18 protein-coding genes are annotated in these 21,721 nt (G+C 49.9%); 9 read left to right on the forward strand and 9 right to left on the reverse strand.

Annotated elements, in window-relative coordinates:
• Positions 1–5: 5 nt before the first annotated feature.
• Positions 6–701, forward strand: a complete 696-nt coding sequence (locus tag B9Y58_RS12370) for a hypothetical protein (RefSeq protein WP_073057395.1) — start codon at positions 6–8, stop codon at positions 699–701.
• 225 nt (positions 702–926) lie between these two features.
• Here the strand turns inward: B9Y58_RS12370 and B9Y58_RS12375 are convergent, their stop codons facing one another.
• The 6 genes from B9Y58_RS12375 to B9Y58_RS12400 all read right to left on the reverse strand — a co-directional run bounded on the left by B9Y58_RS12375 (position 927) and on the right by B9Y58_RS12400 (position 7,548).
• Complete coding sequence (locus B9Y58_RS12375) at positions 927–1,319, reverse strand: hypothetical protein (protein ID WP_073057398.1); 393 nt, start codon at positions 1,317–1,319, stop codon at positions 927–929.
• 12 nt (positions 1,320–1,331) lie between these two features.
• On the reverse strand, positions 1,332–2,333 hold the full coding sequence (locus B9Y58_RS12380; protein WP_073057401.1) for a hypothetical protein: 1,002 nt from the start codon (positions 2,331–2,333) through the stop codon (positions 1,332–1,334).
• Positions 2,334–2,354: 21 nt separating this feature from the next.
• Positions 2,355–3,215 (reverse strand): ribosome-recycling factor, encoded by an 861-nt coding sequence (locus B9Y58_RS12385; protein ID WP_073057403.1) that lies wholly within the window; start codon positions 3,213–3,215, stop codon positions 2,355–2,357.
• A gap of 199 nt (positions 3,216–3,414) precedes the next feature.
• A complete protein-coding gene (locus B9Y58_RS12390; RefSeq protein WP_073057406.1) occupies positions 3,415–5,163 on the reverse strand; it encodes a 1-deoxy-D-xylulose-5-phosphate synthase in 1,749 nt (582 codons plus the stop codon).
• Between the two features lie 111 nt (positions 5,164–5,274).
• On the reverse strand, positions 5,275–6,057 hold the full coding sequence (locus B9Y58_RS12395) for a hypothetical protein (protein ID WP_085534937.1): 783 nt from the start codon (positions 6,055–6,057) through the stop codon (positions 5,275–5,277).
• 120 nt (positions 6,058–6,177) lie between these two features.
• Positions 6,178–7,548 (reverse strand): anaerobic C4-dicarboxylate transporter, encoded by a 1,371-nt coding sequence (locus B9Y58_RS12400; protein ID WP_073057412.1) that lies wholly within the window; start codon positions 7,546–7,548, stop codon positions 6,178–6,180.
• 130 nt (positions 7,549–7,678) lie between these two features.
• Between B9Y58_RS12400 and rbr the strand changes: the two genes are divergently transcribed.
• From rbr to B9Y58_RS12415, 3 genes are all read left to right on the forward strand, one after another.
• The gene (rbr, locus tag B9Y58_RS12405; RefSeq protein ID WP_073057415.1) at positions 7,679–8,218 is read left to right on the forward strand and encodes a rubrerythrin; all 540 of its coding nucleotides are present in this window, start codon (positions 7,679–7,681) and stop codon (positions 8,216–8,218) included.
• A gap of 273 nt (positions 8,219–8,491) precedes the next feature.
• Positions 8,492–9,649, forward strand: a complete 1,158-nt coding sequence (locus B9Y58_RS12410; RefSeq protein WP_085534939.1) for a S66 peptidase family protein — start codon at positions 8,492–8,494, stop codon at positions 9,647–9,649.
• A 9-nt stretch (positions 9,650–9,658) separates the two neighbouring features.
• Positions 9,659–10,828: a glycoside hydrolase family 3 protein gene (locus tag B9Y58_RS12415; RefSeq protein ID WP_073057418.1), complete on the forward strand. Its 1,170-nt coding sequence runs from the start codon at positions 9,659–9,661 to the stop codon at positions 10,826–10,828.
• 35 nt (positions 10,829–10,863) lie between these two features.
• Here B9Y58_RS12415 and B9Y58_RS12420 read toward each other — a convergent pair whose 3' ends face one another.
• Together B9Y58_RS12420 and B9Y58_RS12425 are read right to left on the reverse strand one after the other, a co-directional pair.
• Positions 10,864–11,550, reverse strand: coding sequence for an FISUMP domain-containing protein (locus B9Y58_RS12420; RefSeq protein WP_158278359.1), 687 nt, complete (start codon positions 11,548–11,550; stop codon positions 10,864–10,866).
• A 105-nt stretch (positions 11,551–11,655) separates the two neighbouring features.
• The gene (locus B9Y58_RS12425) at positions 11,656–13,290 is read right to left on the reverse strand and encodes an endo-1,4-beta-xylanase (protein ID WP_158278360.1); all 1,635 of its coding nucleotides are present in this window, start codon (positions 13,288–13,290) and stop codon (positions 11,656–11,658) included.
• Between the two features lie 192 nt (positions 13,291–13,482).
• Here B9Y58_RS12425 and B9Y58_RS12430 point away from each other — a divergent pair, with 192 nt between their 5' ends.
• Both B9Y58_RS12430 and B9Y58_RS12435 read left to right on the forward strand, forming a co-directional pair.
• Positions 13,483–15,258: an FISUMP domain-containing protein gene (locus tag B9Y58_RS12430; protein ID WP_073057426.1), complete on the forward strand. Its 1,776-nt coding sequence runs from the start codon at positions 13,483–13,485 to the stop codon at positions 15,256–15,258.
• A 12-nt stretch (positions 15,259–15,270) separates the two neighbouring features.
• The gene (locus tag B9Y58_RS12435; RefSeq protein ID WP_073057428.1) at positions 15,271–16,806 is read left to right on the forward strand and encodes a phosphomannomutase; all 1,536 of its coding nucleotides are present in this window, start codon (positions 15,271–15,273) and stop codon (positions 16,804–16,806) included.
• Between the two features lie 70 nt (positions 16,807–16,876).
• Here the strand turns inward: B9Y58_RS12435 and murJ are convergent, their stop codons facing one another.
• Positions 16,877–18,469 carry a murein biosynthesis integral membrane protein MurJ gene (murJ, locus tag B9Y58_RS12440; RefSeq protein WP_073057431.1) on the reverse strand — a complete coding sequence of 531 codons (1,593 nt, stop codon included), beginning with the start codon at positions 18,467–18,469 and terminating at the stop codon, positions 16,877–16,879.
• 138 nt (positions 18,470–18,607) lie between these two features.
• Between murJ and B9Y58_RS12445 the strand changes: the two genes are divergently transcribed.
• The 3 genes from B9Y58_RS12445 to B9Y58_RS12455 all read left to right on the forward strand — a co-directional run bounded on the left by B9Y58_RS12445 (position 18,608) and on the right by B9Y58_RS12455 (position 21,651).
• On the forward strand, positions 18,608–19,606 hold the full coding sequence (locus B9Y58_RS12445) for a hypothetical protein (RefSeq protein ID WP_073057434.1): 999 nt from the start codon (positions 18,608–18,610) through the stop codon (positions 19,604–19,606).
• A 328-nt stretch (positions 19,607–19,934) separates the two neighbouring features.
• Entirely contained in the window at positions 19,935–21,035 is a 1,101-nt protein-coding gene (locus tag B9Y58_RS12450) for a sialate O-acetylesterase (protein ID WP_073057437.1), read from the forward strand.
• Positions 21,036–21,165: 130 nt separating this feature from the next.
• Entirely contained in the window at positions 21,166–21,651 is a 486-nt protein-coding gene (locus tag B9Y58_RS12455) for a hypothetical protein (RefSeq protein WP_109639799.1), read from the forward strand.
• The last annotated feature ends 70 nt before the right edge of the window (positions 21,652–21,721 follow it).

A 21,721-nucleotide genomic window follows, 5' to 3' on the forward strand; every position in this document is an offset into this window, starting at 1 on the left:
CAACCATGATTCTCGACATCACCAATATCGTCAATTCCAATATCACCTACCGCATTGTAACGGGAGAAATCCAGTCCTTGCGTCCCAATCCGTGGATACGCGGTTTCCTGATGTACATTCAGGAACATCCGCAAGCAAACGAGCAGGATATCTGCCGCGAAATGTTCTGCGACAATGGGAAAGCCCGCTTAAGCGCCGTGAAAAACATCCTTTTCTTTTTCAAGCAGAGTGGCCTTATTTGCTATGACAAGATAAATGGCTACGAACTTACTCAGGAAGGCCTTAAAGCGTTTGAATCTAGCGAGATATGGCAAGGTCTCAAGGGCGCTTTTGCGGTTACCTTGTGGACCCCTGATTCTGGATTTGCCCCGTTTTTGCTGAATATTCAGCCAGTACCCGACCACTGGTATGATAAGGGTTCACATCCGATTGAAGACATGTCTGAGATATACGGCAAGGATATGCAAAATGTTAAACTGTGCTCTGATAAGGTGAAACTAGTCAAAATCGGTGAGATGATGCGTCAAACATACATCCAGACCGATTTCAAGGCGAAGCTTAATCCCATAAATGGCGATGTCACCATAAAGGGAACGCCTGATTCTAAAAGCAATCTCAAATCATACGACGTCCACTTCAAACTCGGCAAGGAGATGCTTGAATCGCTATGCGCCGATAATGAAGACGACGACGCTGCATAACACAAACAACCAACAAGGAGACTCTTATGTCTAAACTCTCGCCGCGTGACAATCACGCAAACCAACATAACGCCAACAAGGGCACGAGCGGTTTCAACAAACAGTACTTAGCTGTTCATAAAAACCGTTCTATTCAGATGAATCCAACCAGTAAACTATACAAGGGAGGCAAATAAGTAATTCTTAATTGTTCTTTACTCCTCAGGATTTCATCTTGAGGAGTTTTTATTCTAGAGAACAGGAATTAAGTTTCTTTTCAGCATCTTCGACATTGATTTTTTGCTTGCATTCCCATTCAACAATGTTTTTTGCGCAACTGTTTTCGTCGCTGCAATTTTGAACACAAGCAAGCATAAGTTTATATTCTATCAGAATATCATAGCGATTGCAGTCACGATATGCCTCATATCCAACTACTGCAGCTCCAGCTATGGCTGTTCCAATAGCCGCTGCCGTTTCCGGATTATCTTTAATCCAGTTTTTTGCTTTAGAAAAAAATCCCTTCTTTTCTGGGCATGGGCACATTTGCACAGAATCCTGTTTTGAAGGGGTGGCTATTTTGCTGTCGGCAAAAGTTATTGCTCCCAGCAGGCAAATTGCAATGAATAATTTGTTCATTATTAGAATCTCCTAACAATCAAATTCATCCATGCCATTCTGGTCCTTAGATGGCTTAAACTTTCGTTCTTCAATTTCTTTTTTTACCGGTTGGATAACTTCAGAACGGAAAGTTCTATAAAAATCTTTTCCCATATTTTCAATAATCCATTCGTCTGGCTTTATACGATTCTGCGAAGCGATGAAATTTTTAAGTTCTTTGAAAAATTCTATTGCTTTGGAATATCTAGATTTAATGGTTTTGAAATATTTGGCTTTATCCTCTTTTTTACATTTATTGTTTGCGCCAAGCCGGTCATTGCTTAAATCTTCATCGCTCTTAGGTCGATTTCTCCAATATTTTTTTTCTACACTACTTTCAAAATCAAAGAAATCATTCGCAATAGGGTCTTTCCCGTTTAGATTTAGTTTAATATCATTCTTTCTTTTTAACTTCTTTTCTGACAAATCTTTTGGATGTGCCTTATAAAAATCAATCACCGCATCTCGATAATTGTAGCTCTTTTTTTGAAATTTAATCTTGTAAGCTTCAAACATGTCGTCAAGTTCGTTTCTGAGTCTGCGCCACGCCAACAGTTCATCCGTACAATCTTTTTCTGTAGAACAATCACTCTGGTGATTTTCGGCTTCTCTTTTTAATGGCTGTATGACTCCATTACTAAAACGACTAAAGAAATCTGATCCCATATTTTCAACAATCCATTGCTCTGACTTGGGGCAATCTAATGTTATGAGATAGTCTTTTAGCTGTGTGAAGAATTCAATGGCCTTGGGATACCTAGACGCATTTTTCCCAATTAGCTTGTCGTCATCAGGGGTTTCGCCATGCTTGGGGCGTCTTTTCCAATATTTTTTTTCTACGCTGTTTTTATAATCAAAATTGTCAGTGTTGAATTTGCTTTTGGGATTATTTAAATAGTATTCTTTTACAGCATCTGGATAGCTCATGCCTCGTGCTTTAAGCATGTCTTCAAGTTCATTTCGAAGCTTGCGCCATGTCAACAATTCATCCATACTGCATTCGTAAAAAAGGTTCTATCTGTAATAATAATTATTATCCCTTATCGGACAAGATTCCGCTCTTCGCTCGGCCTCATTATAAGTAATTCTTTCAGAGCATTCGAACAAACGGATTTCTTCTGAGCATCTCGATGTGTTCCCATCGCATGATTCTACGCATATATTCATAAGGTGATATTCTTGCTCTAGAGAGAAAAATGCGCAATGAGTTTCAACATTTTGTTGATAGGTTTTTGTTGAGTATCCACTTTGACTACGTTCTTTTTGCGTGTTGCACGCGCTTGTTTTTATATGATCAGCACAATAACCGACGACATTAGAGTGTTGATATTTGTTTTTATATATACAATCTTCCATCATGTTGTATTCTTGTTCTAGGGAATAAATTGCACAATGCTCGCTAGATGGTTTATAGAGTATTGCATTTTTACTAGGACTTTTAGTATTGTGAACTCCAGAGACAATCCCTGCTGTCGCTATTGCAACTCCCGCTATAGCGCCAACGATTGTTGTTGTATGTTTTTGTTTGTTTTGATGATTTTTTTTAGAACGGTTTGTTTTTTCTTTAGAATTTGCTCCAACTTCCTTTTCTATTCGTTTGTTGATGGCTTCTTTTAGTTGGTTACTTTTTTTCTGTACCGTTTCTATTGATTTGTTAACTTTTCTTTGGGCGGCAGATGCTCCGCGTAAGGCAGTCTCCTGTATAGACTCCTTGGTTTTGTTTGCGAGATCTTTAGTTCTTTTTAAAAGTTCCTCACGGCCCTCCTTTGTGGACAAACCACTATCATCTGCGATCTCTTTGGCCGCTTTGGCCACTTTTTGCCCTGCTTTTTGAGCTTGCTCTTTTAGATGATTGAGTATATCCTTTTTATTCATAGACGACCTTGAATTCTAATATATAAGTTTTCTTAAAAATATGCAATTTATTCTAGGAAACCTTGTGATGAAAATCAAAGAGTCTGAAAGAGGATGCGTAGGCTGGCGGAAACCGTCTAGAAAGATATTTTCCAAACGACCAAGTAAACCCCTCCCCGACCTTAGCGCTCGGGGAGTTTTTCAATTCCATTAGCCCGCCCTACTCCAGCGCCGATTTCACATCCTCCACAATCTGCTTGGGCGTGAGGCGGTTCTTTTCCATGAGTTCACCATAGGGAACCTTGTCGTAGAATTCCTTCTTGAGGCCTTTCACGAGTACGCGCATGTCGCTGTTGCCGTAGAAGCGGGCGATCTTTTCGCCAAAGCCACCATCGATGACGCCGTTTTCGAGGGTTACGACAACCTGGTGGTCGGCGCGCAGCCCGTCTAACACTTCGCAGTCGATGCCCGTGGCAAATCGCGGGTTGATGATGGTTGCGTCGATCTCCTGCTTGGCAAGTTCCGCGGCGACTTCTTCGGCGAGGCCATAGTAACTGCCGAGACCGATGAGCGCAACCTTGCTTCCGCGCTTGTCTACTTTGTATGTGTTCAACTTGGAGTAATCCTTGTCGAATGCAACATTCCTATGCGCGACTTCGTTCGGGATGCGGATGGCCATCGGGTGTTCTGTCTGGTCAATGGCATAATCCATCATGGCGATGGCTTCTTCGACGCAGGTGGGGCAGAGGTACACCAGGTTCGGGATGTTGCTCATCATCGCGATGTCGAAAATGCAGAGGTGCGTGGTGTCATTCATGCCGTCGGCGCCGGACATGGTAATGAGCAGTGTGGCCGGGTTATTGTTTGCGCACAGGTCCTGTGAGAGCTGGTCGTAGGTGCGCTGGATAAACGTGCTGTGCGTGCTGTACACGGGCTTTGCGCCGCCCTTCGCGAGTCCGGATGCGAGTGCGACGGCGTGCTCTTCGGCGATGCCCACGTCAATGAACTGCTTGCCCGCCGCTTTGCGCTGCTCGGCAAAGAAGCCGATGCCTGCAGGAACCGCGGAATGGATTACGACGACTTTCGGGTCGGCCTTGATTTTCTTCATCAGGTATTCGCCAAGGATTGCACCGTAAGATTCGCCGTTGCCCCAGTTCACGACACCGGTGGGAATGTCGAAGGGGGCGGCCCAGTGGAAACTTTCCTTCGCGTTTTCGGCGTAGCTGTAGCCTTTGCCCTTGAGCGTGTGAATATGCACGACCACGGGCTTTGTAGAATCCTTCACTTGCTTGAATGCGGCGATAAGCGATTCGATGTCGTTACCTTGTTCTACATACAGGTAGTCGAATCCGAGGCTCTTGAAGTAATTGTTTTCGCTCTTGCCCTTCGTTTTGCGGAGTTCCGCGAGGCTCCCGTAAAGGCCGCCATGGTTTTCGGCGATGGACATTTCGTTATCGTTCACCACCACGATAAAGTTGGTGGCGTATTCGCCTGCGTTGTCGAGGCCTTCGAATGCTTCGCCCCCGCTCAGGGAACCGTCACCGATGACGGCGATGACGTTGCCCTTTTCGCCCTTGATATCGCGGGCGGTTGCAAGCCCGAGTGCAAGGCTCACGGAAGTCGAGGTGTGGCCAATCATGAAATGGTCGTGTTCGCTTTCGCAGGGTTCGGTGTAGCCCGTGACGCTCCAGTATTTTTCCGGATTCAGGAACGCTTCGGCGCGGCCTGTCAAAATCTTGTGCGTGTAGCTCTGGTGGCTTACATCGTAGACAATCTTGTCTTTGGGCGATTCAAAAACGTAATGCAAGGCGATGGTTGCTTCTACAATGCCGAGGTTCGGGCCCAGGTGTCCGCCGCAATGTGAAATCTTGTTGATGAGGGCTGTGCGGATTTCTGCCGCGAGTGCCTTGAGGCTTTCTGTGTCCATCTTTTTCACATCAGCAGGGGATGCAATTTTTTCCATCAGCATAAGTACCGCCTTTTTTTACCAAATATACAACAAAAGGACGATTGCTCGTCCTTTAAAAAGAAATTTTCTGGTTCTCGCAGGAAACAGGATGCCTTCGTGCTCACCCGCTATTTACAGGTAAATGCTTACGCCGCCGGTAACGCCCGGATAGCTATTCCCCTCGGAAGTGTCTATGAAGGTCGCAATGCCGCTGACGCTGAATTCAAGCCAGCGGTTAAGCCTGTAGCCTGTGGTGAGGTAGACTGTTGTGATGCTCGGAACATCTAGGTCGATTCCTTCTATTTGGGGGCTTGGGCTGTAAGAACTTACGCTGAGGTTGGCAAAGAACTTTTCTAGGTAAAAGCCTGCATAGAGACCGGCAAAAAGGCTTGTACTGAAATCGTGACCGTGGCTGTCGAAGCTATCGCCGTCCTTTTCTCCCGAGTATTCTATGTCGATGTACTGGTTGTATCCTCCGAGAAATACGCCGAACTCGAAATGCGAGTAGTTTGCACCCATTGTAAGGTGCGAATAGATTCCGTCTTTATAGCCTAAGCCGCCGCCAATTACAAAATTGCTTGCTTTATAGAGAAAGTCCCCCTTACCACTGAAATCGAGGCCGCCCATTTTGTATGAGGCATCCTTGAACTTTATCGGTACATCGAAAAGCCTGTCGAGATCCGGTGATTCCGAAATGTCATCGGAGATGATTATGTTCTTTTCGGCGTTGTAGTTGATTTTTCCGGTAAATCGCCATAATGAAGAGTGAGAGGCCTGCTGTGTGTTTGCCCCGTGTACTTCGGGGGCTTCGGACGCAGTCATGCGGAACTTGTGCACGTTCGTCGTGACGCACCCAGTGGAAAGCAGTACGAATATAAAGCAGAGTATGAATGATGCCGCGTGTTTAAACTTCATACAAAAAAAAATAAGTTTTTAGTCTAACAATTCCATGCGTAGCGAACGTTTTTACGACGAACGGCAAAATGTACGGATAAAGCTTACTTTATCCGTCATTTGTTGCAAATGGCTGATTTTCTAGTAGAAAATTTTCACCAAGATTGTGCCCACGATGGTCGAGACGATGACGCTCACCATGCCTGGGCGCATGAAACTGTGGTTCAATAGATACTTGCCGATAACGGTGGTGCCCGAGCGGTCGAAGTTCACGGTCGCAATGTCCGAGGGGTAGTTCGGGATAAAGAAATACCCGTACACGCTCGGTAACACGCCCAGGAGCACAGGGCCTTCGATGCCGAGGCTATAGGCGAGCGGGAGCATGGCAACCACCACCGCGCCCTGCGAGTTGATGAGCACACTCACCGCGAAGAACGCAAACGCGATTGCCCATGGGTAATGTTGCACGATGTCTTTGAGACCGCTCTGCATCACGTCCATGTAGTTCGCGAAGTAGGTGTCGGCAAGCCATGCGATTCCGTAAATGGCGACGACGGCGACCATGCCGCTTTGCCACACGGCGCCTGCCACGGCCTTCTTGGGGGCTGCCTTGCAGAAAATAACCATGAACGCCGCGGCCGTTATCATTACAATCTGGATGATGATGTTCATGGCGAGCGGCTTCATTTGCGCCACGCCGTCAATTACTTTACCTGTAGGGAACTTGGGGCGAATGTCGTGGCCCGCAATCTGCATAATGGAGAAGAATACGATGACGGCGAGAGCACCGAGGAAAATGAACACGGCGCGCTTCGCTTCCTTGGAAACTTCCTTGTCGAGCACGGAAGCGGTATTCCCGTACATGTATTCCTTCATCTGCGGGTCTTTGAGGCGGGCCTGGAATGCGGGGTCCTTGTCGAGGTCGAGCCCGCGCTTGTACGAGACGGCTGCCGCGGCCATGATCCCGCAAAGGCACGCGGGAATCGTAATCGCGATGACCTGCAGGTTATTGATGTTGAATCCGTTTGCGTTTGAGATAATCACGAACGAGGCGACGGCTGCTGCAATGGGCGAGCAGGTGATGCCGACCTGCGATGCGACGGAGGCCACGCCGCAGGGGCGTTCCGGACGGATGCCCTTCTTGAGTGAGATGTCGCAGATAATTGGCATGAGGGTGTAAACCACGTGGCCGGTGCCTACGAGAACCGTGAGGAAGAACGTGCAGAGCGGAGCCAAAATCGTGATGTGGTTCGGATGCTTGCGCAACAGGCGCTCCGCAATCTGGATCAGCCAATCCATGCCGCCCGATGCCTGCAGAATGCCTGCGCAGGTCACCGCCGCGATGATGATGTAAATGACATCGGTAGGCGGTTTGCCGGGTTGCAGGCCGAAGCCGAGCACGAGAATCGCAAGACCGATTCCCGAAATTGCGCCGAGGGCGAGGCTCCCGTAACGCGAGCCCACGTAAAGTGCCAATAGTACAATCAAGAGCTGGATAATCATGAGGGTCATAAAAGGCCTCCTTTTTATTTAGATATATATTATTTTGCAGAAAAAAGACTCCGATTGGACTTATTTTTGCCTAGGACGGCCTAAAAAATTGTATATTCTTTCCGAGACACTTCAACCAAGAGAGGAATTTATGGCAAACAAGTATGCCGGAACCCAGACCGAAAAGAACCTTCAGGCTGCCTTCGCAGGCGAATCCCAGGCTCGCAACAAGTACACCTACTTTGCAAGCTGCGCCAAGAAAGAAGGTTACGAACAGATTGCTGAACTGTTCCTGAAAACCGCAGACAACGAAAAGGAACACGCCAAGCTTTGGTTCAAGGAATTGGACGGTATCGGTGACACCGCTGCTAACCTGAAGGCTGCTGCCGACGGCGAAAACTACGAATGGACCGACATGTACGAAGACTTCGCAAAGACTGCCGAAGCCGAAGGCTTTGCCGCTCTCGCCAAGAAGTTCCGCATGGTCGCCGCAATTGAAAAGCGCCACGAAGAACGCTACCGCGCACTCCTCAAGAACGTGGAGACCGCGGCCGTGTTCGAAAAGAGCGAAGTCAAGGTGTGGGAATGCCGCAACTGCGGTCACATTGTCGTGGGCACCAAGGCTCCGGCCGCATGCCCCGTGTGTGCTCACCCGCAGTCCTTCTTCGAAGTGACCGCTGAAAATTACTAGGAGCCGAGTGTCGCGTCAGACTGCTTGCAGTCTGACATGACCGAGGCGACGAGTAATGCGCTTTAGCGCAATTATTAGTCGGTTGGCGCTTCTCGCCACATTCGTCGATAGTTGATCGATTATAATAAGTGCTCCAGGTTGAACCTGGGGCATTTTCTCTAGTGCATCAAATCACGCGTCGCCCAGACTGCCCTTGCAAGGTTGCTTTTGTTTGCTTACATTTATGCTATGACGTTTGATTTCCGCGTCATTTTGAACTGTCTGGAGAAAATTATGGTTATCAAATTAAATTCTATCCATAGAGTGGCATTTGTCGCATTGACTGCAACCGTTTTCGGGCTTGCCCTTACCGCGTGTTCCGACGACAGTTCCAGCGGCACTTCCGCTGGGGAATCCGACACAAAACCCCTAGCCGAATGTTCGGCGCCCGCTTTCCTCAAGAAGGGCGACAAGGTGGCGCTGCTATCGCCCTCTTACTCCACACCCGATTCAAACATCCAGAATACCGCCGCCGCCTTGAAGGAATGGGGCTTTGAACCTGTTATCGGCAAGAATGTGGGTAAGCTGGATGCAGGCAAGTACGCAGGCACCGCCCAGGAACGTGCCGACGACTTTATCGCTGCCCTCAAGGATACGAGCATCAAGGCAATTCTCTGCAACCGTGGCGGTTACGGCACCATCCAACTGGTGGACCTTATCGACCAGAAGCTGGTATCGGACAATCCCAAGTGGCTTATCGGTTTCAGCGACATCACCACATTGCACGCCATGGAGACCAAAGCGGGAGTCATGAGCATTCACGGCACAATGAGTTCGTTTATCGGAAAGACCCGTGGCACAGACGACAACAGCACCCTTTTGCAGGATTTGCTCAAGGGGACAGTGCCTACCTACAAAGTTCCTAAACACAAGTATAACCAGACAGGAAAAGCCGAAGGTATTCTCGTAGGCGGTAACATGGCCACCTTCGTCCCGCTGGTGGGTGCAAGCGATATCGATGTTTTCCAGAACGACGGAATCATCCTGTTCATGGAAGAAGTCGGAGAATCCCTGCACAATATAGACCGCATGTTCAACGCGCTGGAACTCCACGGCGTTATGGAGAACGTGAAGGGCGTGGTTCTCGGCGAATTCGTGGATTCGGGAACGGACTTGAATTATGAAACTACCGAAGAAATGCTATCCAAGTATCTCAAGAAATACGACATCCCGGTGATGTGCGGATTCCCCGCGGGGCACGACGACGTGAATGTTCCCATTGTCATGGGGGCAAAGGTCAAGATGGACGTGAAGGATGACGGAGCAACGCTCTCGTTCGACATGGACGGTGAAAAGAAGACAGTGGATACAGGCAAGTTGACCAATGAGCCGGTTCTTTCGAAGGCTCTCCGCAAGATGCTGGCCGGCAAAATCTTTGCCATTGAGGAATAATGAATTTATATGAAATTCAAGAAATATATCACTCTCGTCTTTAGTCTTTCGTCTCTAGTCTTATTAACCGCCTGCGGTGACGATTCTTCCTCCGCGTCGAACTCCGGCGAAGAATCCTCTGCGCTCAATATCGACAAGATGACTCTTCGCGAGAAGGTGGGGCAGATGTTCTTTGTGCGCCCCGAAGCGCTAGACACAAGCATCCACTGGGAAGCGTACGCCGACTTGCCCGACTTCAAGTTGCAGCAGGTGAACAAGACTATGACAGCCGTGAACAAGGATTACCCCATCGGCGGCATGATTCTCTACGCCCACAACATCGTGGACGAAAAGCAACTCGCGGCGTTCATCAAGGAAATCAGGCGGTTGAACGGTTCGCCCCTGCTTGCGATTGACGAAGAGGGTGGCCGTGTGGCCCGCATCGCGAACAACGAGAACTTCGACGTCCCCAAATACGAAAGCATGGAGGCTATCGCCAAAAGTGGCGACCCCAATGAAGCCTACAAGGCTGCATTCACCATCGGAAGTTACGTCAAGGAATACGGATTCGATATCGACTTTGCTCCTGTTGCCGACGTGAACACCAACCCGGATAATGTCATTATCGGCCCCCGCGCATTTTCTGACGACCCGGAAACCGCCGCCGACTTCGTGGTAAGTTACCTGAATGGTCTCGACTCAGCAAAAGTTATCGGCACGCTCAAACACTTTCCCGGCCATGGCGATGTGAAGACCGATACCCACTTCGGCTATGCCTCCACCGAAAAGACCTGGGATGAAATGCTCAAGTGCGAAATGATTCCGTTCAAGGCCGGAATCAAGGCTGGAGCGCAGATGATTATGACGGCCCACATTTCGGCCCCCAAGGTCAGCGGTGAAGACGTTCCTGCGACACTTTCGTCTGTTATCTTGCAGGACAAACTCCGCGGCGAACTGGGTTTCGATGGAGTCATTGTGACGGATGCTATGGACATGGGCGCTATTACAACGCAGTTCAGCAATACAGAAGCCGCCATCAAGGCGATTCAGGCGGGCGTGGATATTGTCCTTTGTTCCAGAGAATTCGTCAAGGTATTCGATGCCGTGGTCGAGGCTGTCGAAAAAGGCAAAATCAAAGAATCCCGCATTGACGAGAGCGTCAAGCGGATTCTTGAACTCAAAGATTTTAAAACGAAATAAAGGTGTCGTTATTCTTGTTTTGAATAATGTAAGCCTTAGTCCTTCACGCAGCGGATCGATAGTCCGCTATCCTTGAATATGGAACCGCCGCCGAAGCTAAATGTTTCGGAATAGCTCCAGATGCGGACATTTTCTACGCCTCCGAATTCGGAGTGATCTTCGTCAGCAGTCCAGAGGTAAGCCTCTCTGTCTAAATCAGCGTAGCCCGCGAAATTTTTCTTGCCGCCGAATTGGAAGTTGAATTCGGCTATGTTGTTATTCTCTTCAAGATAGGCGATAAGGATATCCGTTTCGGCATCGCTTGGAATATGGAAACCTTCGGGGCAAATGCCGCGCTGCGTGCCAGATAAAGTAGTGTATTGCTTTTGGAACTTGCTGTCGATGCCCATGGCCGCGGTCCAGCTGTAAAGGCGACCGTACTGCGCGCAGTTCGCCTCATTGTTGTCGTAGCACCAGCTTTGGCCCTTGGTACTGCAAGAAGAATAGTTCAGGTTTTCTATCATCCACGTCTGCGTATCGAAGGTTGCCACCTTGTAAATCTTGCCGTCGCGGTTATCGCATATGGAGCCTTCTTCAAGTGTTGCGGGACACTCCGCCTGGATGGCATCGGTGCAAGGCGTGTTTGTACCGCCGTTACCGCCATTGCCGTTATCGCTGGCCGAGGTGGAATCGTCGCAGGCGGTGAATGCCAATGCGAAAGTCAGGGCGCATGTAGCTGCCATTTTATAAGAACTCTTCATTGTTTCCTCACTAAGGTTTATTTGCGCATAATAGAAAAAATGCTCCCTCATGGGAGCATCTTCTGAAAAATTTTTACTGTCTACCGTCTACTTTAACTCAACCATTTCGGACTTGCCGTCGACAGTTACTTTGTACTTGCCGGGGTAGCCGCGGAACTTCACGATACCGTTTTCGTCGGCCTTGAACGTTCCGTTGGTGGTCCATACCTTGTGCCACAAGTCGTAAATGAGCTTGGCGGCGGGCTTTTCGCGACCGTCGGCAGCGATGATGCCGCCATTTTTAACCCAGTGACGGTTATCCCAGAAGCCCCATAGCACAATGCCTTCCACAGCCGGGTGGCTGAAGGCGATGCGCAGGAACATCTCGTAGCGGCGGGCCTGTTCGTCTTCGCCGAAGTACATGCCCTTCTGCCAGTCGCCAAAGTCAAGTTCGGTCACCTTGATGGGGAGGCCGAGGGAGCCGAGCTTGTCGAGGCGCGCCTTGATGAAGGCCGGGTTCAGCTGACGGTCGCCAAAATGGCATTGCACGCCGATTCCGTGTACAGGTACCTTGCGGTCAAGCATTCCTTTGACGATGTCGTAGAGGCGGTCGGTTTCGCCGGCGACAACGACGTTGTATTCGTTGATGAAGAGTCGCGCGTCGGGGTCTGCCTTATGGGCCCAAATGTGGGCGCTATCCAGCAAATCCCAGCCGCACTTGTTGAACACGAAGGGTTCGTGGAAGACTTCGTTCCATACGTCGTATTCCTTGATGCGGCCCTTGTATTCTGTCATGTCGCGGGTAATGCGTGCCTTGAGCTTTTCGCCGATATCCTTGCAGCTACCCTTGAAACTGAAATGCTTGTCGTAGCCGTAACCCTGGATACCCCACATGAGGGCGTGTGCGCGGAATCCCCAGTTGTAGTCCTTCACGTAGTCGAGGTACTGCTTGAATTCGTCGCGGCGGATTTTGCCCTTCTTGGGTTCGTATTCCGGCCACTTGAACTGGTTTTCGGGAACGCCGTACCAGAAGTACTTATTGGCGGTCTTGCGGTACCATGTTTCAACGCTGTCCTTGCTGGGGTAAAGGGCGAGTGCTGTGCCGAAGGGGAATGCGTGGCGCATGAGTTCTACCTTCACCTGGGCGCCGGGAGCCGCCTTCACGGTCAATTCCTTTTTGCGCAAGCTGTCGATGCGTGCGGCGGAATTGTTGTACCAGCTCATGTCATCCATGCCTTCGACTTTTTCGACGGCAACATCGTCCATCTGGAGCCAACCCTTGGCAAGTCCCACATGGAAGGTGATGTTATTGACGCCGTAGCCCTTTTGGTCGGCAAGGAAGATCATGGAATATTCCTTCCAGTCCTTGGTCAGCATGAACGAGGCGCTTTCTTTTTGACGCCAGTCCGGAGCGCCACCTTGAACAATTGCGTTGATGGGTACGTTGCCCTTGGCCTTAAAAGTGAGCTTGTAGTAGGCGGAGTCGGCAAGCCACTTGGGCGGCTGCAACTGGAGGCCCCAAGAAGGGTTCGGGAGTTCGGTCACCGTGAGCTTTACGCCTTCGCTGCCGTTTACGCCGAGGCCTTCGACACCGATTTTACCGTCGTACTTGGCGGGGCCATCGGGGTTGTTCCAAATGTACCAGCCGCCGTCACCGTAAGACAAGTCTCCGTTGGTGAGGAGCGGGGCGGCCAGGGTAGCAGAAGCGCCGAGGGCGCACACGGACAAGATTTTTTTGAGCATAATCATCCCTTATTTTAACATCCAAGGTAGAAAATATCCTCTTTTTTTATGGAAAGGTTTGCTAAAAACAGTTGTTTTGTATACGGCTGTATCAAGTGTTTTGGGGGCGGTATGCTTTGTTTGTCGTTGTGCGCTCAATAAGGGGCTTTCCCCGATAGGGGGGGGGTATTGCGTTTTTCTACTTTTTATGCTATGAGGAAATTCGTGATAAAAGTTCTATTCGCAACGGCGGTAGCCTTGTCTTTTTATGGCTGTGGTGATGGTGATTCCAGTAGCAGTGACAGGATCGTTGCGGTTATAGAAGAGCCTAAGATTGACCGCTGCTATGATACTTATGGCGTAGATGCTGATTCCGGATGGTCTGAAAGCATTTCTGCCGGCAGTTATCTAGAAGAAACGGTGTGTGATAAAGTGTCCGAGCGCATGAACCTTATGCTTTCTTTTTATGCAAGGTGCGTTTCGGCTGACTACAACAAAGTAAAAAATCGTTTTGATATCGAAGTCATCACCGAAAGGGGCTACAATCACCTTTGGGCCGATGTCAAGGATTGCAAGTATAAATTGGGAACCGAAGACAATTACCAGTTTAACTATTTTGTCGCAAATTCTCCCGAATGGACTTTTGACGAATGCTATTGCAAAACGGAAGACAGTGTCGCGTATTACCGCAATGTAGATTTGAGTGCCCCCGAAGGAATTTCGAGTTCCTCGGTACAGGTTAGCTCTTCGTCGCAGTTTACGAAATCGTCCAGTTCGTCTAAAGGAGCAAAAAGTTCATCGTCACGTAAAGAAGATTCCAGCAGCAGCGAATTTGTCCTTGTGACCGACGAATTCGTAGAGATCGGGACCCAGGAATGGATGACCAGGAATCTGGATATTGCTGTAGAAGGAAGTCGTTGCTATGACGATGATCCTGCCAATTGCGAAAAGTATGGCCGAATCTATACTTGGGCGCAAGCTATGGCAATCGACACTAAGTACGATCGCGAAGAACTCGGGTTCCTGATTACGCCGTATCGTGGAATTTGCCCCGAAGGTTCACACTTGCCGACGGATGATGAATGGACGGAACTTAACGAATATATCGAAGAACATCCTGAATACAAGGCGTATTTTACGAACCAGATTGGCGGTGCGTATGACTGGAAGGCTTTCTATCGGGACGAAGATGTAGAAACGGTTTTCTGGACCGCTACGGAGTACGATGTGACGGGAACGGCTTTCGGGTTTGAATTCGCATGGATTTGGGCGTATCGCAAGGACGGCTCTATCGCAAGGAGTAACCCGCACAAGTATATGGGCGCATATGTTCGTTGCGTCAAGGGCGATGGACTTGTGTTGGTGATATCTTCGAGTAGCGCAGCCGAGTCTTCTTCCAGCGATGAATCTTCATCTAGTGTCGAATCTTCTTCTAGCGAAGACATTGTAGATGATTCGTGGAAGGACTACGAATATCCCGACTTGGGACGCGTAGAGATTGGTGATCAGGTATGGACCACCAAGAATTTGGAAGTTCCTATGAAGAATAGCCGCTGCTACGCAGATGAAGAAGAGAACTGCGAAAAATATGGCAGACTGTATACTTGGGCGACGGCGATGGCGGTGAGTACGAAGTATGACCGCGAACAGTTGGGCGAAATTGAGTTGCCGTATCGTGGAATTTGCCCGGAAGGAACGCATATTCCGAGTCAAGATGAATGGCTTACCCTTTATAATTATGCTTTGAGGAACCCCGATGCAATCGCTAACTTTACAAATCAGCTTGGGGGTGAATACGAATATTACGGCAAGTATATCAAGATTGGAGAACAAGCGCTTTTCTGGAGTACGACGGAATACGATGTGACCGGTACGTCGCACAAATTTGAATATGCGTACCTTTGGGCCTACCGTAAGGATTCGTCCATAGGTATGGATAATGCACACAAATATACCGCAGCCTATATTCGCTGCATTTACAACAACTAGCTTGAGGTTTTTATGAGCATTTCGATGCAAGAAGTAATGAAACAGTCCGGCGTGGCATTCGGTACAAGCGGTGCCCGCGGCCTGGTGACGGCAATGACGGACCGCGTGTGCTATGTGTACGCGCGCTCGTTCATCAAGTACTGCGAGGCTAGCTACAAGTGCGATCACACGATTGCGATTGCAGGTGACTTGCGTCCGAGTACCGAACGCATCTTGAAGGCCTTGGTGAAGGCTGGCGAAGATTCTTCTTGGAAGGTGATTTACTGCGGACGCATTCCGAGCCCGGCAATCGCATTGTACGGTATCGACAAGGCGCTCCCGACCATCATGGTGACGGGTAGCCACATTCCGGCCGACCGTAACGGTATCAAGTTCAACCACCCGCAGGGCGAAATCACCAAGAAAGACGAACAGGGAATTGTTTCGCAGTCGGTGGATTTCGACGAGTCGATTTTCGATGCGAAGGGCATGCTCAAGAATGCCCCCGCGCTCCCGGCTGTCGAAACGGAAGCCGAAGAAAATTATTGCAAGCGCTATCCGGAATTTTTCGGTACTAAAGCTTTGCAAGGCCTCACGATTGGCGTGTACCAGCATTCCGCCGTGGGCCGCGACATCGTGGTGAAGGTGCTCGAAAGCTTGGGCGCGACCGTCAAGCCTTTTGCCCGCAGCGAAACCTTTATTCCGGTCGATACCGAAGCGATCCGTAAAGAAGACGAGGACTTGGCCCGCGAATTTGCGCACAAGGATTTCGTAGATGCCATCTTCAGTACCGATGGCGATAGCGACCGCCCGCTTTTGGCAGACGATGTAGGCATGTGGCTGCGTGGCGACGTGCTGGGCATCCTGGCTGCCCAGGCGCTAGGTATCAAGCGCATTGCAACTCCGGTGAGTTGCAACACGTCGCTCGAAAAATGCGGCTCTTTCGAGAAGATTTGCCGCACGCGAATCGGAAGCCCGTACGTGATTGCCGGCATGGAAAGCCTGGTCGATGCAAACGACGCAAGTGTCTCTGTTGCAGGCTACGAGGCAAATGGCGGATTCCTGCTGCAGACAAACCTCACGCGCAGTTTCGAAGACGGTGGCACTCGCACGCTTCCGGCTCTCCCGACTCGCGACGCGCTTCTCCCGATGATTGCCGTGATGGTGATGGTTCGCGAACAGAAAATGTGCGTGGTCGATTTGCTCAAGAAGCTTCCGAAGCGCTTTACGGTGAGTGACCGCCTCAAAGAATTCCCGACCGAAGTGTCGAAGGCAAAGCTCGCTGAAATCCGCGAAAAGAAACTCGGCGCAAAACTCTTTGGTTCGCTTACTGCAAAGCCTTCCAAGTTCAAGCCTAAGGATGGCCCGGCCCCGAAGCCGTTCCACGGCGAAGTCGTCTCGATTGATGAAACCGACGGCTACCGCATGGAATTCGATTCCGGCGATATCGTGCACCTGCGCCCGAGCGGCAACGCTCCGGAATTTCGCTGCTACGTGGAAACCGAAGCCAAGGACCGCTCCGCCGAATTGCTCGCCGGCTGCATGAAGATTATGGAATCCTGGCGCTAGATGTCATGCTGAGGAAACTCAGCATCAGCATTACTTCGCCAGCGTCATGCTGACGAAGGTCAGCATCAGCTTATCTCGCCAAATGTAATTTCCTCATTATTTTGCCAAGGAGTTCGTTGAGAATATCCTTGGCATCTTTGCTTCCGAGGTAACGCTGGATAATCAGCGTGAGCGTGAAGAGCAAAATGCCTGCAGCGCACGCGTAAACCACGAGTACCACGAAGTTTGCTTCGCGTACGAATGTGCCCGAGACGCGGTCAAGCCCGACAGCGGCTGCAATCATGATACCGAAGGCAACGAGTGCGCGCGCCATGTTCAAGAGAGCGTCTTTCATGCCGTCGGTGCCGTTTTTCTTGGCCCACATAAAGATCATCGAAATCACCTGCAGCAAGGCGCCGGTAGCGCCGATAATCGGCACGCTCTTGATGCCGAGTCCCACTTCAGGTGCGCCGAGCAGAATGTAAGCGGGAATGGTTGCGGCAAAAATGCCCGTATTCAAAAGGGTCGGGACCCACATGCGTTCGCAGGCATAAAAACTACGCACGAGCACCGCTTGCAGGCAAAGGCCAAGGCTCACGGGCAGGTACCAGCGCAAAATTTCAGAAATTGCTTCGGTGGTTTCACGCTGGAAGGCTCCGCGTTCAAAGAGAATGCGAACAGCGGGGAAGCTCAATGCCCACACGGCAACCACGGCCGGAATCAAGATGCAGAACATGCGTGAAAGGCTCTTCCAGATTTTGCGGTTCAGCTGGCCAAAATCGCCTTCTTTTACGAGGCGGGCCATATCAGGGTAGCTTGTGACACTCACCGAGAATCCAAAGACGGCCACCAGCGTGTACATCACGCGGTAAGCATAGTTCAAGCTTGAAATGCCGCTGGTACCGAAGTTTGCGCCAAAACTACGGATAATAAATTCAAGACCGAACATGGAGCCCACACCAAGCGACATCGGGAGCATCATCTTGAAATAGCGAACGATATCGGGGTGAGTCGGCTGCACCAAGAGTTCATAATGCACGCCGCCACGCCGGGCGCCTAAAATCTGCAAGGCAAAGAACCCGATAAAGGCGCCGACCGGCACGCCCCAGGCGAATCCTTCCAGGCCGTATTCCGTGCCGGTGAACTTTTCGAGCGCAAGCCCTAAAGCGCCACCGCCCACAATCGCCACGTTGTAAATCAGGCCCGTCAGCGACGGAATCAAGAACTGCTTGCGGGTGTGCTGCACCGCGACCAAAATGCTCCCGACAAAAATGAAAACCTGTCCCGGCAAAATGATGCGGCCATAGTAAGCGGCGCGCTCGATCAGTTCCGGCGTGGCTCCCTCGACCGTCAAGAGTTGCAAAAGTTCCTTCATCCAAATGAACGCGGGCACCACCAAAATCAAGAGCGCAATCCCGAAAGTATTCAACACGTTGCTAAAGAACTTCCAACTGCCCTTCTCGTCGCCGGCCACCTTGTAGCCCGTAAAAATCGGGATAAAGATAATCGACAAAAATCCGGTGCTCACCACGTGATTCAAAATGTCCGGAATCATGAACGCAAGGTCAAGAGCGTTCTTTTCAAGCGACACGCCCGCGGCATGCGCCAAAAGCATTTCGCGGAAAATTCCGAGCACGCGGCTCAAAAGCATCGAAACGGCAACGATAATAGCGGCTTTATTCATAAACTAGTACGAAGTAGACAGTAGGAAGTTGGAAGTGGCCTGTGGAATGGAATTTCTCATTCCTCATCGCTAAAAGGTAGTAATAAGCAATGGGGGCGCTTTTTCTTTCGTCTATTTTATTTATCTATATTTAGGGATATGAAGAAGATTATTACGGCCCTTTTCTCTCTGGCAGCAATCTCGTTTGCCGCAAACGTTCAAGTCCTTGCCCCCGAAGGTGCGGAATTTGCGCCCGATGCCCCGAGCATGGTGCAATCTATTGTGCGCGCCTCCGTGAGCCAGACGGGCAATACCCCGGTTGACGGCAGCGCCGAAATCCAGCTGCGCACCAACGTCATGACTATGGGTTCCTCCTTCGTGGTGGTCTGCGAACAGGTCAAGGACGGTTCCGTGGTCGGTAGCGGCAAACAGAAGGCCGGCTCCGTAGACGACCTCGACGTGGCCATTGAAGGTGCCGTAAAGTCCGCCCTTGCCAATGTGGCTGACGATAACAGTGCAAGCGATGATACGTACGCCTCTACGACAAGCCGCTCGGAACCCGATGTCGTCGTGCTCGTGCCCGCCGACCGTAACGACGGCGACCCGAACGACAACTTTGCCCACAAGCGCCCCACCCGCAACTACGTGAGCTACGGTCTGGGTGCTGCGATTTGGCACAACTACAAATTCAAGGATCCCGGCTGCGACAAGTCTCGTAATCCCGATGCATGCCATGAACTTTATGACACCGACCGTGCTTGGGAGCAGGCCTTTGTGTTCCATTACGCTCGTATTTTCGAAGTGATTCCGAAGGCTGCCATTACCATCGTGAACAACATGAACATGTCTTTTGGCGATGCATGGCAGTGGCACGAATCCTTCTTGCTGGGCGGCCGTTTCTTCCCCAGCACCGGGACAATCACCCCGTTTTTAGGAGCAGGCTTTGGTCTTGGCATTCAGGTGGACGACCATTACAGCGAAGACTCAGAAGGTTTTGCCTTGGGTCTTGCCGGTGGTGCAGAACTGGGTGTCATCTTCTTCCGCAATTCGGCAACGCAACTTGAAATTGGTCTTGCATGGGATGCATTGTGGGATGGCTTTGAAAGCTTTGACCGTCGCTTTGGTGCCGGCAGCTTCTATATTGCAATCAACTACTAATTGCTAGTTGGCTGCTCTATAATTTTGGCCATTAGAGGATCTCTAATGGCCGTTTTTTTGTGAAAAGGATTGACGAACTAGCCGTAAATAAAGCCCAGCATCACCGCTGCGACGACTAGCAGGACAATCTGTTTGACAATTTGCATTTCGTTCGAGTTCATACCCATAAAATACAATTATCGGGGGTGCAAAAAAAGCCATGTAAGCAATGTTTAATGTTACATATGTAAACAGTGTGACGAAGATTACAGGACTTTTTCCTTTGAAAAGGGGGTTGGGGATGTTTTTGCGGGTTAAATTAGAGTATATTTCTTGTTGAGAGGGAGCGATGAAGATAAGAAGGACTTTAATTGCTCAAGTGCTAAGTATCGTACTGTGGCTGTCGGTCACAGTGTGTTTTGCGCAAAATCCGAATCTTCATATCTATTTGGCCTTCGGTCAATCTAACATGTCCGGAGTCGCTCCTATTACAAAAGAGGACTTCATTCACAATCCTCGTTTCCTTGTCTTGCGGTCTGTAAACCTTTCTTCTCAAAAGATGGGTAAGTTTTATATGGCGACACCGCCCTTGGGAAATTCCGGAGCCGGAATAGGACCTCTTGATTTCTTCGGACGTGCGATGGCTGAATCTTTGCCGGACAGCATTAGGGTGGCTGTGGTCAATGTTTCTATTGGTGGGCAAAGCATAGACTTGTTTGACAAGGACCGTTATCAGGAATACCTCAAGAGGTCTCTTAAGGAAGGCGACTCTTGGTGGGAACCGTACTTGAAGGAATATGGCGGAAACCTGTATCAGCGATTGGTGGATTTGGGAAAGATTGCAAAGCGTCAAGGCGTCATCAAGGGAATCCTTTTTCACCAAGGTGAAGCCGACGCCCTTAGGGAAGACTGGCCGACCCGAGTCCGGAAGGTGTACCGCGATCTTATGGCGGACCTGAAACTCGATTCGACAAAGGTGCCTTTTCTCATGGGTGAATTCGTGACATCAGAAATGGGCGGTCAAATGGGTTGGCGAAACCCGACGGTGGAACGTACGGTAGAAATGATTCCGAATGCGCACTTGATTTCGGCTAAAGGTTGCCCCGGCCTGAACGAAAACGGAATCTATCTGCACTTTACGCGCGAAGGTTACGAAATGTTGGGAAGGCGTTATGCAGACACGATGCTCAAGCTGCTAGGCGAGTATAGCGAACCCCGCAAAGGTTTGTCCTTCAACGAGTATATATCCATGCAACAGACCGGTAGGCATTTCTCCATTTTTGGTGCACCTGCCAATGCTCGAATCAAGCTATTCGATCTGCAAGGAAACGTACTTGGCGTACTAGTCGGCAAAGGCGGGGAACTCCCGCCCAACGCCTGTGGCCGCACCATAGCCGTGGTGGAATCTCGCAGGCGTATATTAGCTCGCTTTGTCTTTGACGTGGATTAAGCCTGGATTTTTTTGTATATTTGAGATAGCTGGTTAAGTACTAGCCCGTGTTTTTAGATCGTTAATTCGCATTATGTGCGAAAGCGGTCTTTTTTTTTATGCGGTAAAAACAAACCGAACAGGAGTACAGATGAAGGAATTTGAAATTGTCGGAATGAAGACGATGGGCAATATGGAACTGTTGCAGAAACCCCGAGCCCGTATAGGTGTTTATGCATCGCGGCAGCTGGATGGTGCTGAAGGCATTATTAGGGAACAATGGGCCATAGCGAAGGGGCGGCAGCGCAAGTGCATTGTCGGCACGTTTCATTCGCGCTCGGAATGCGAAATTCTTTATTACGTATTGAAGTACGGCGGTTCTGCCGTGTGGTTCATGGGCTGCAAGCTGCCGGATACCCTGCCCGATTTCTGCAAGAAGGCCGTGAAGAGCGGGCGCCTGCTGATGGTGTCGTGCTTCAACCGCGAAAGGCACAACCTCGCGACTGCCAGGTACTGCATGCACATGGTCGATCTCGCGTCGAGCTACCTCGTGTTTTGGGCGCTGGAAGGCAGCCGTATGCTCGGCCCCATTCACGCCCGCGCCGTCGCCCGCGGCAAGTGGGTGGAATGCTTTTGAGTAAAATATAAAACTTGACTTTTGTAATGCGAAACCAAAATAGTTCACTTCGACGAAATACAGTGAACCA

It is taken from the genome of Fibrobacter sp. UWB15 (assembly GCF_900177705.1).
Lineage (GTDB): Bacteria > Fibrobacterota > Fibrobacteria > Fibrobacterales > Fibrobacteraceae > Fibrobacter.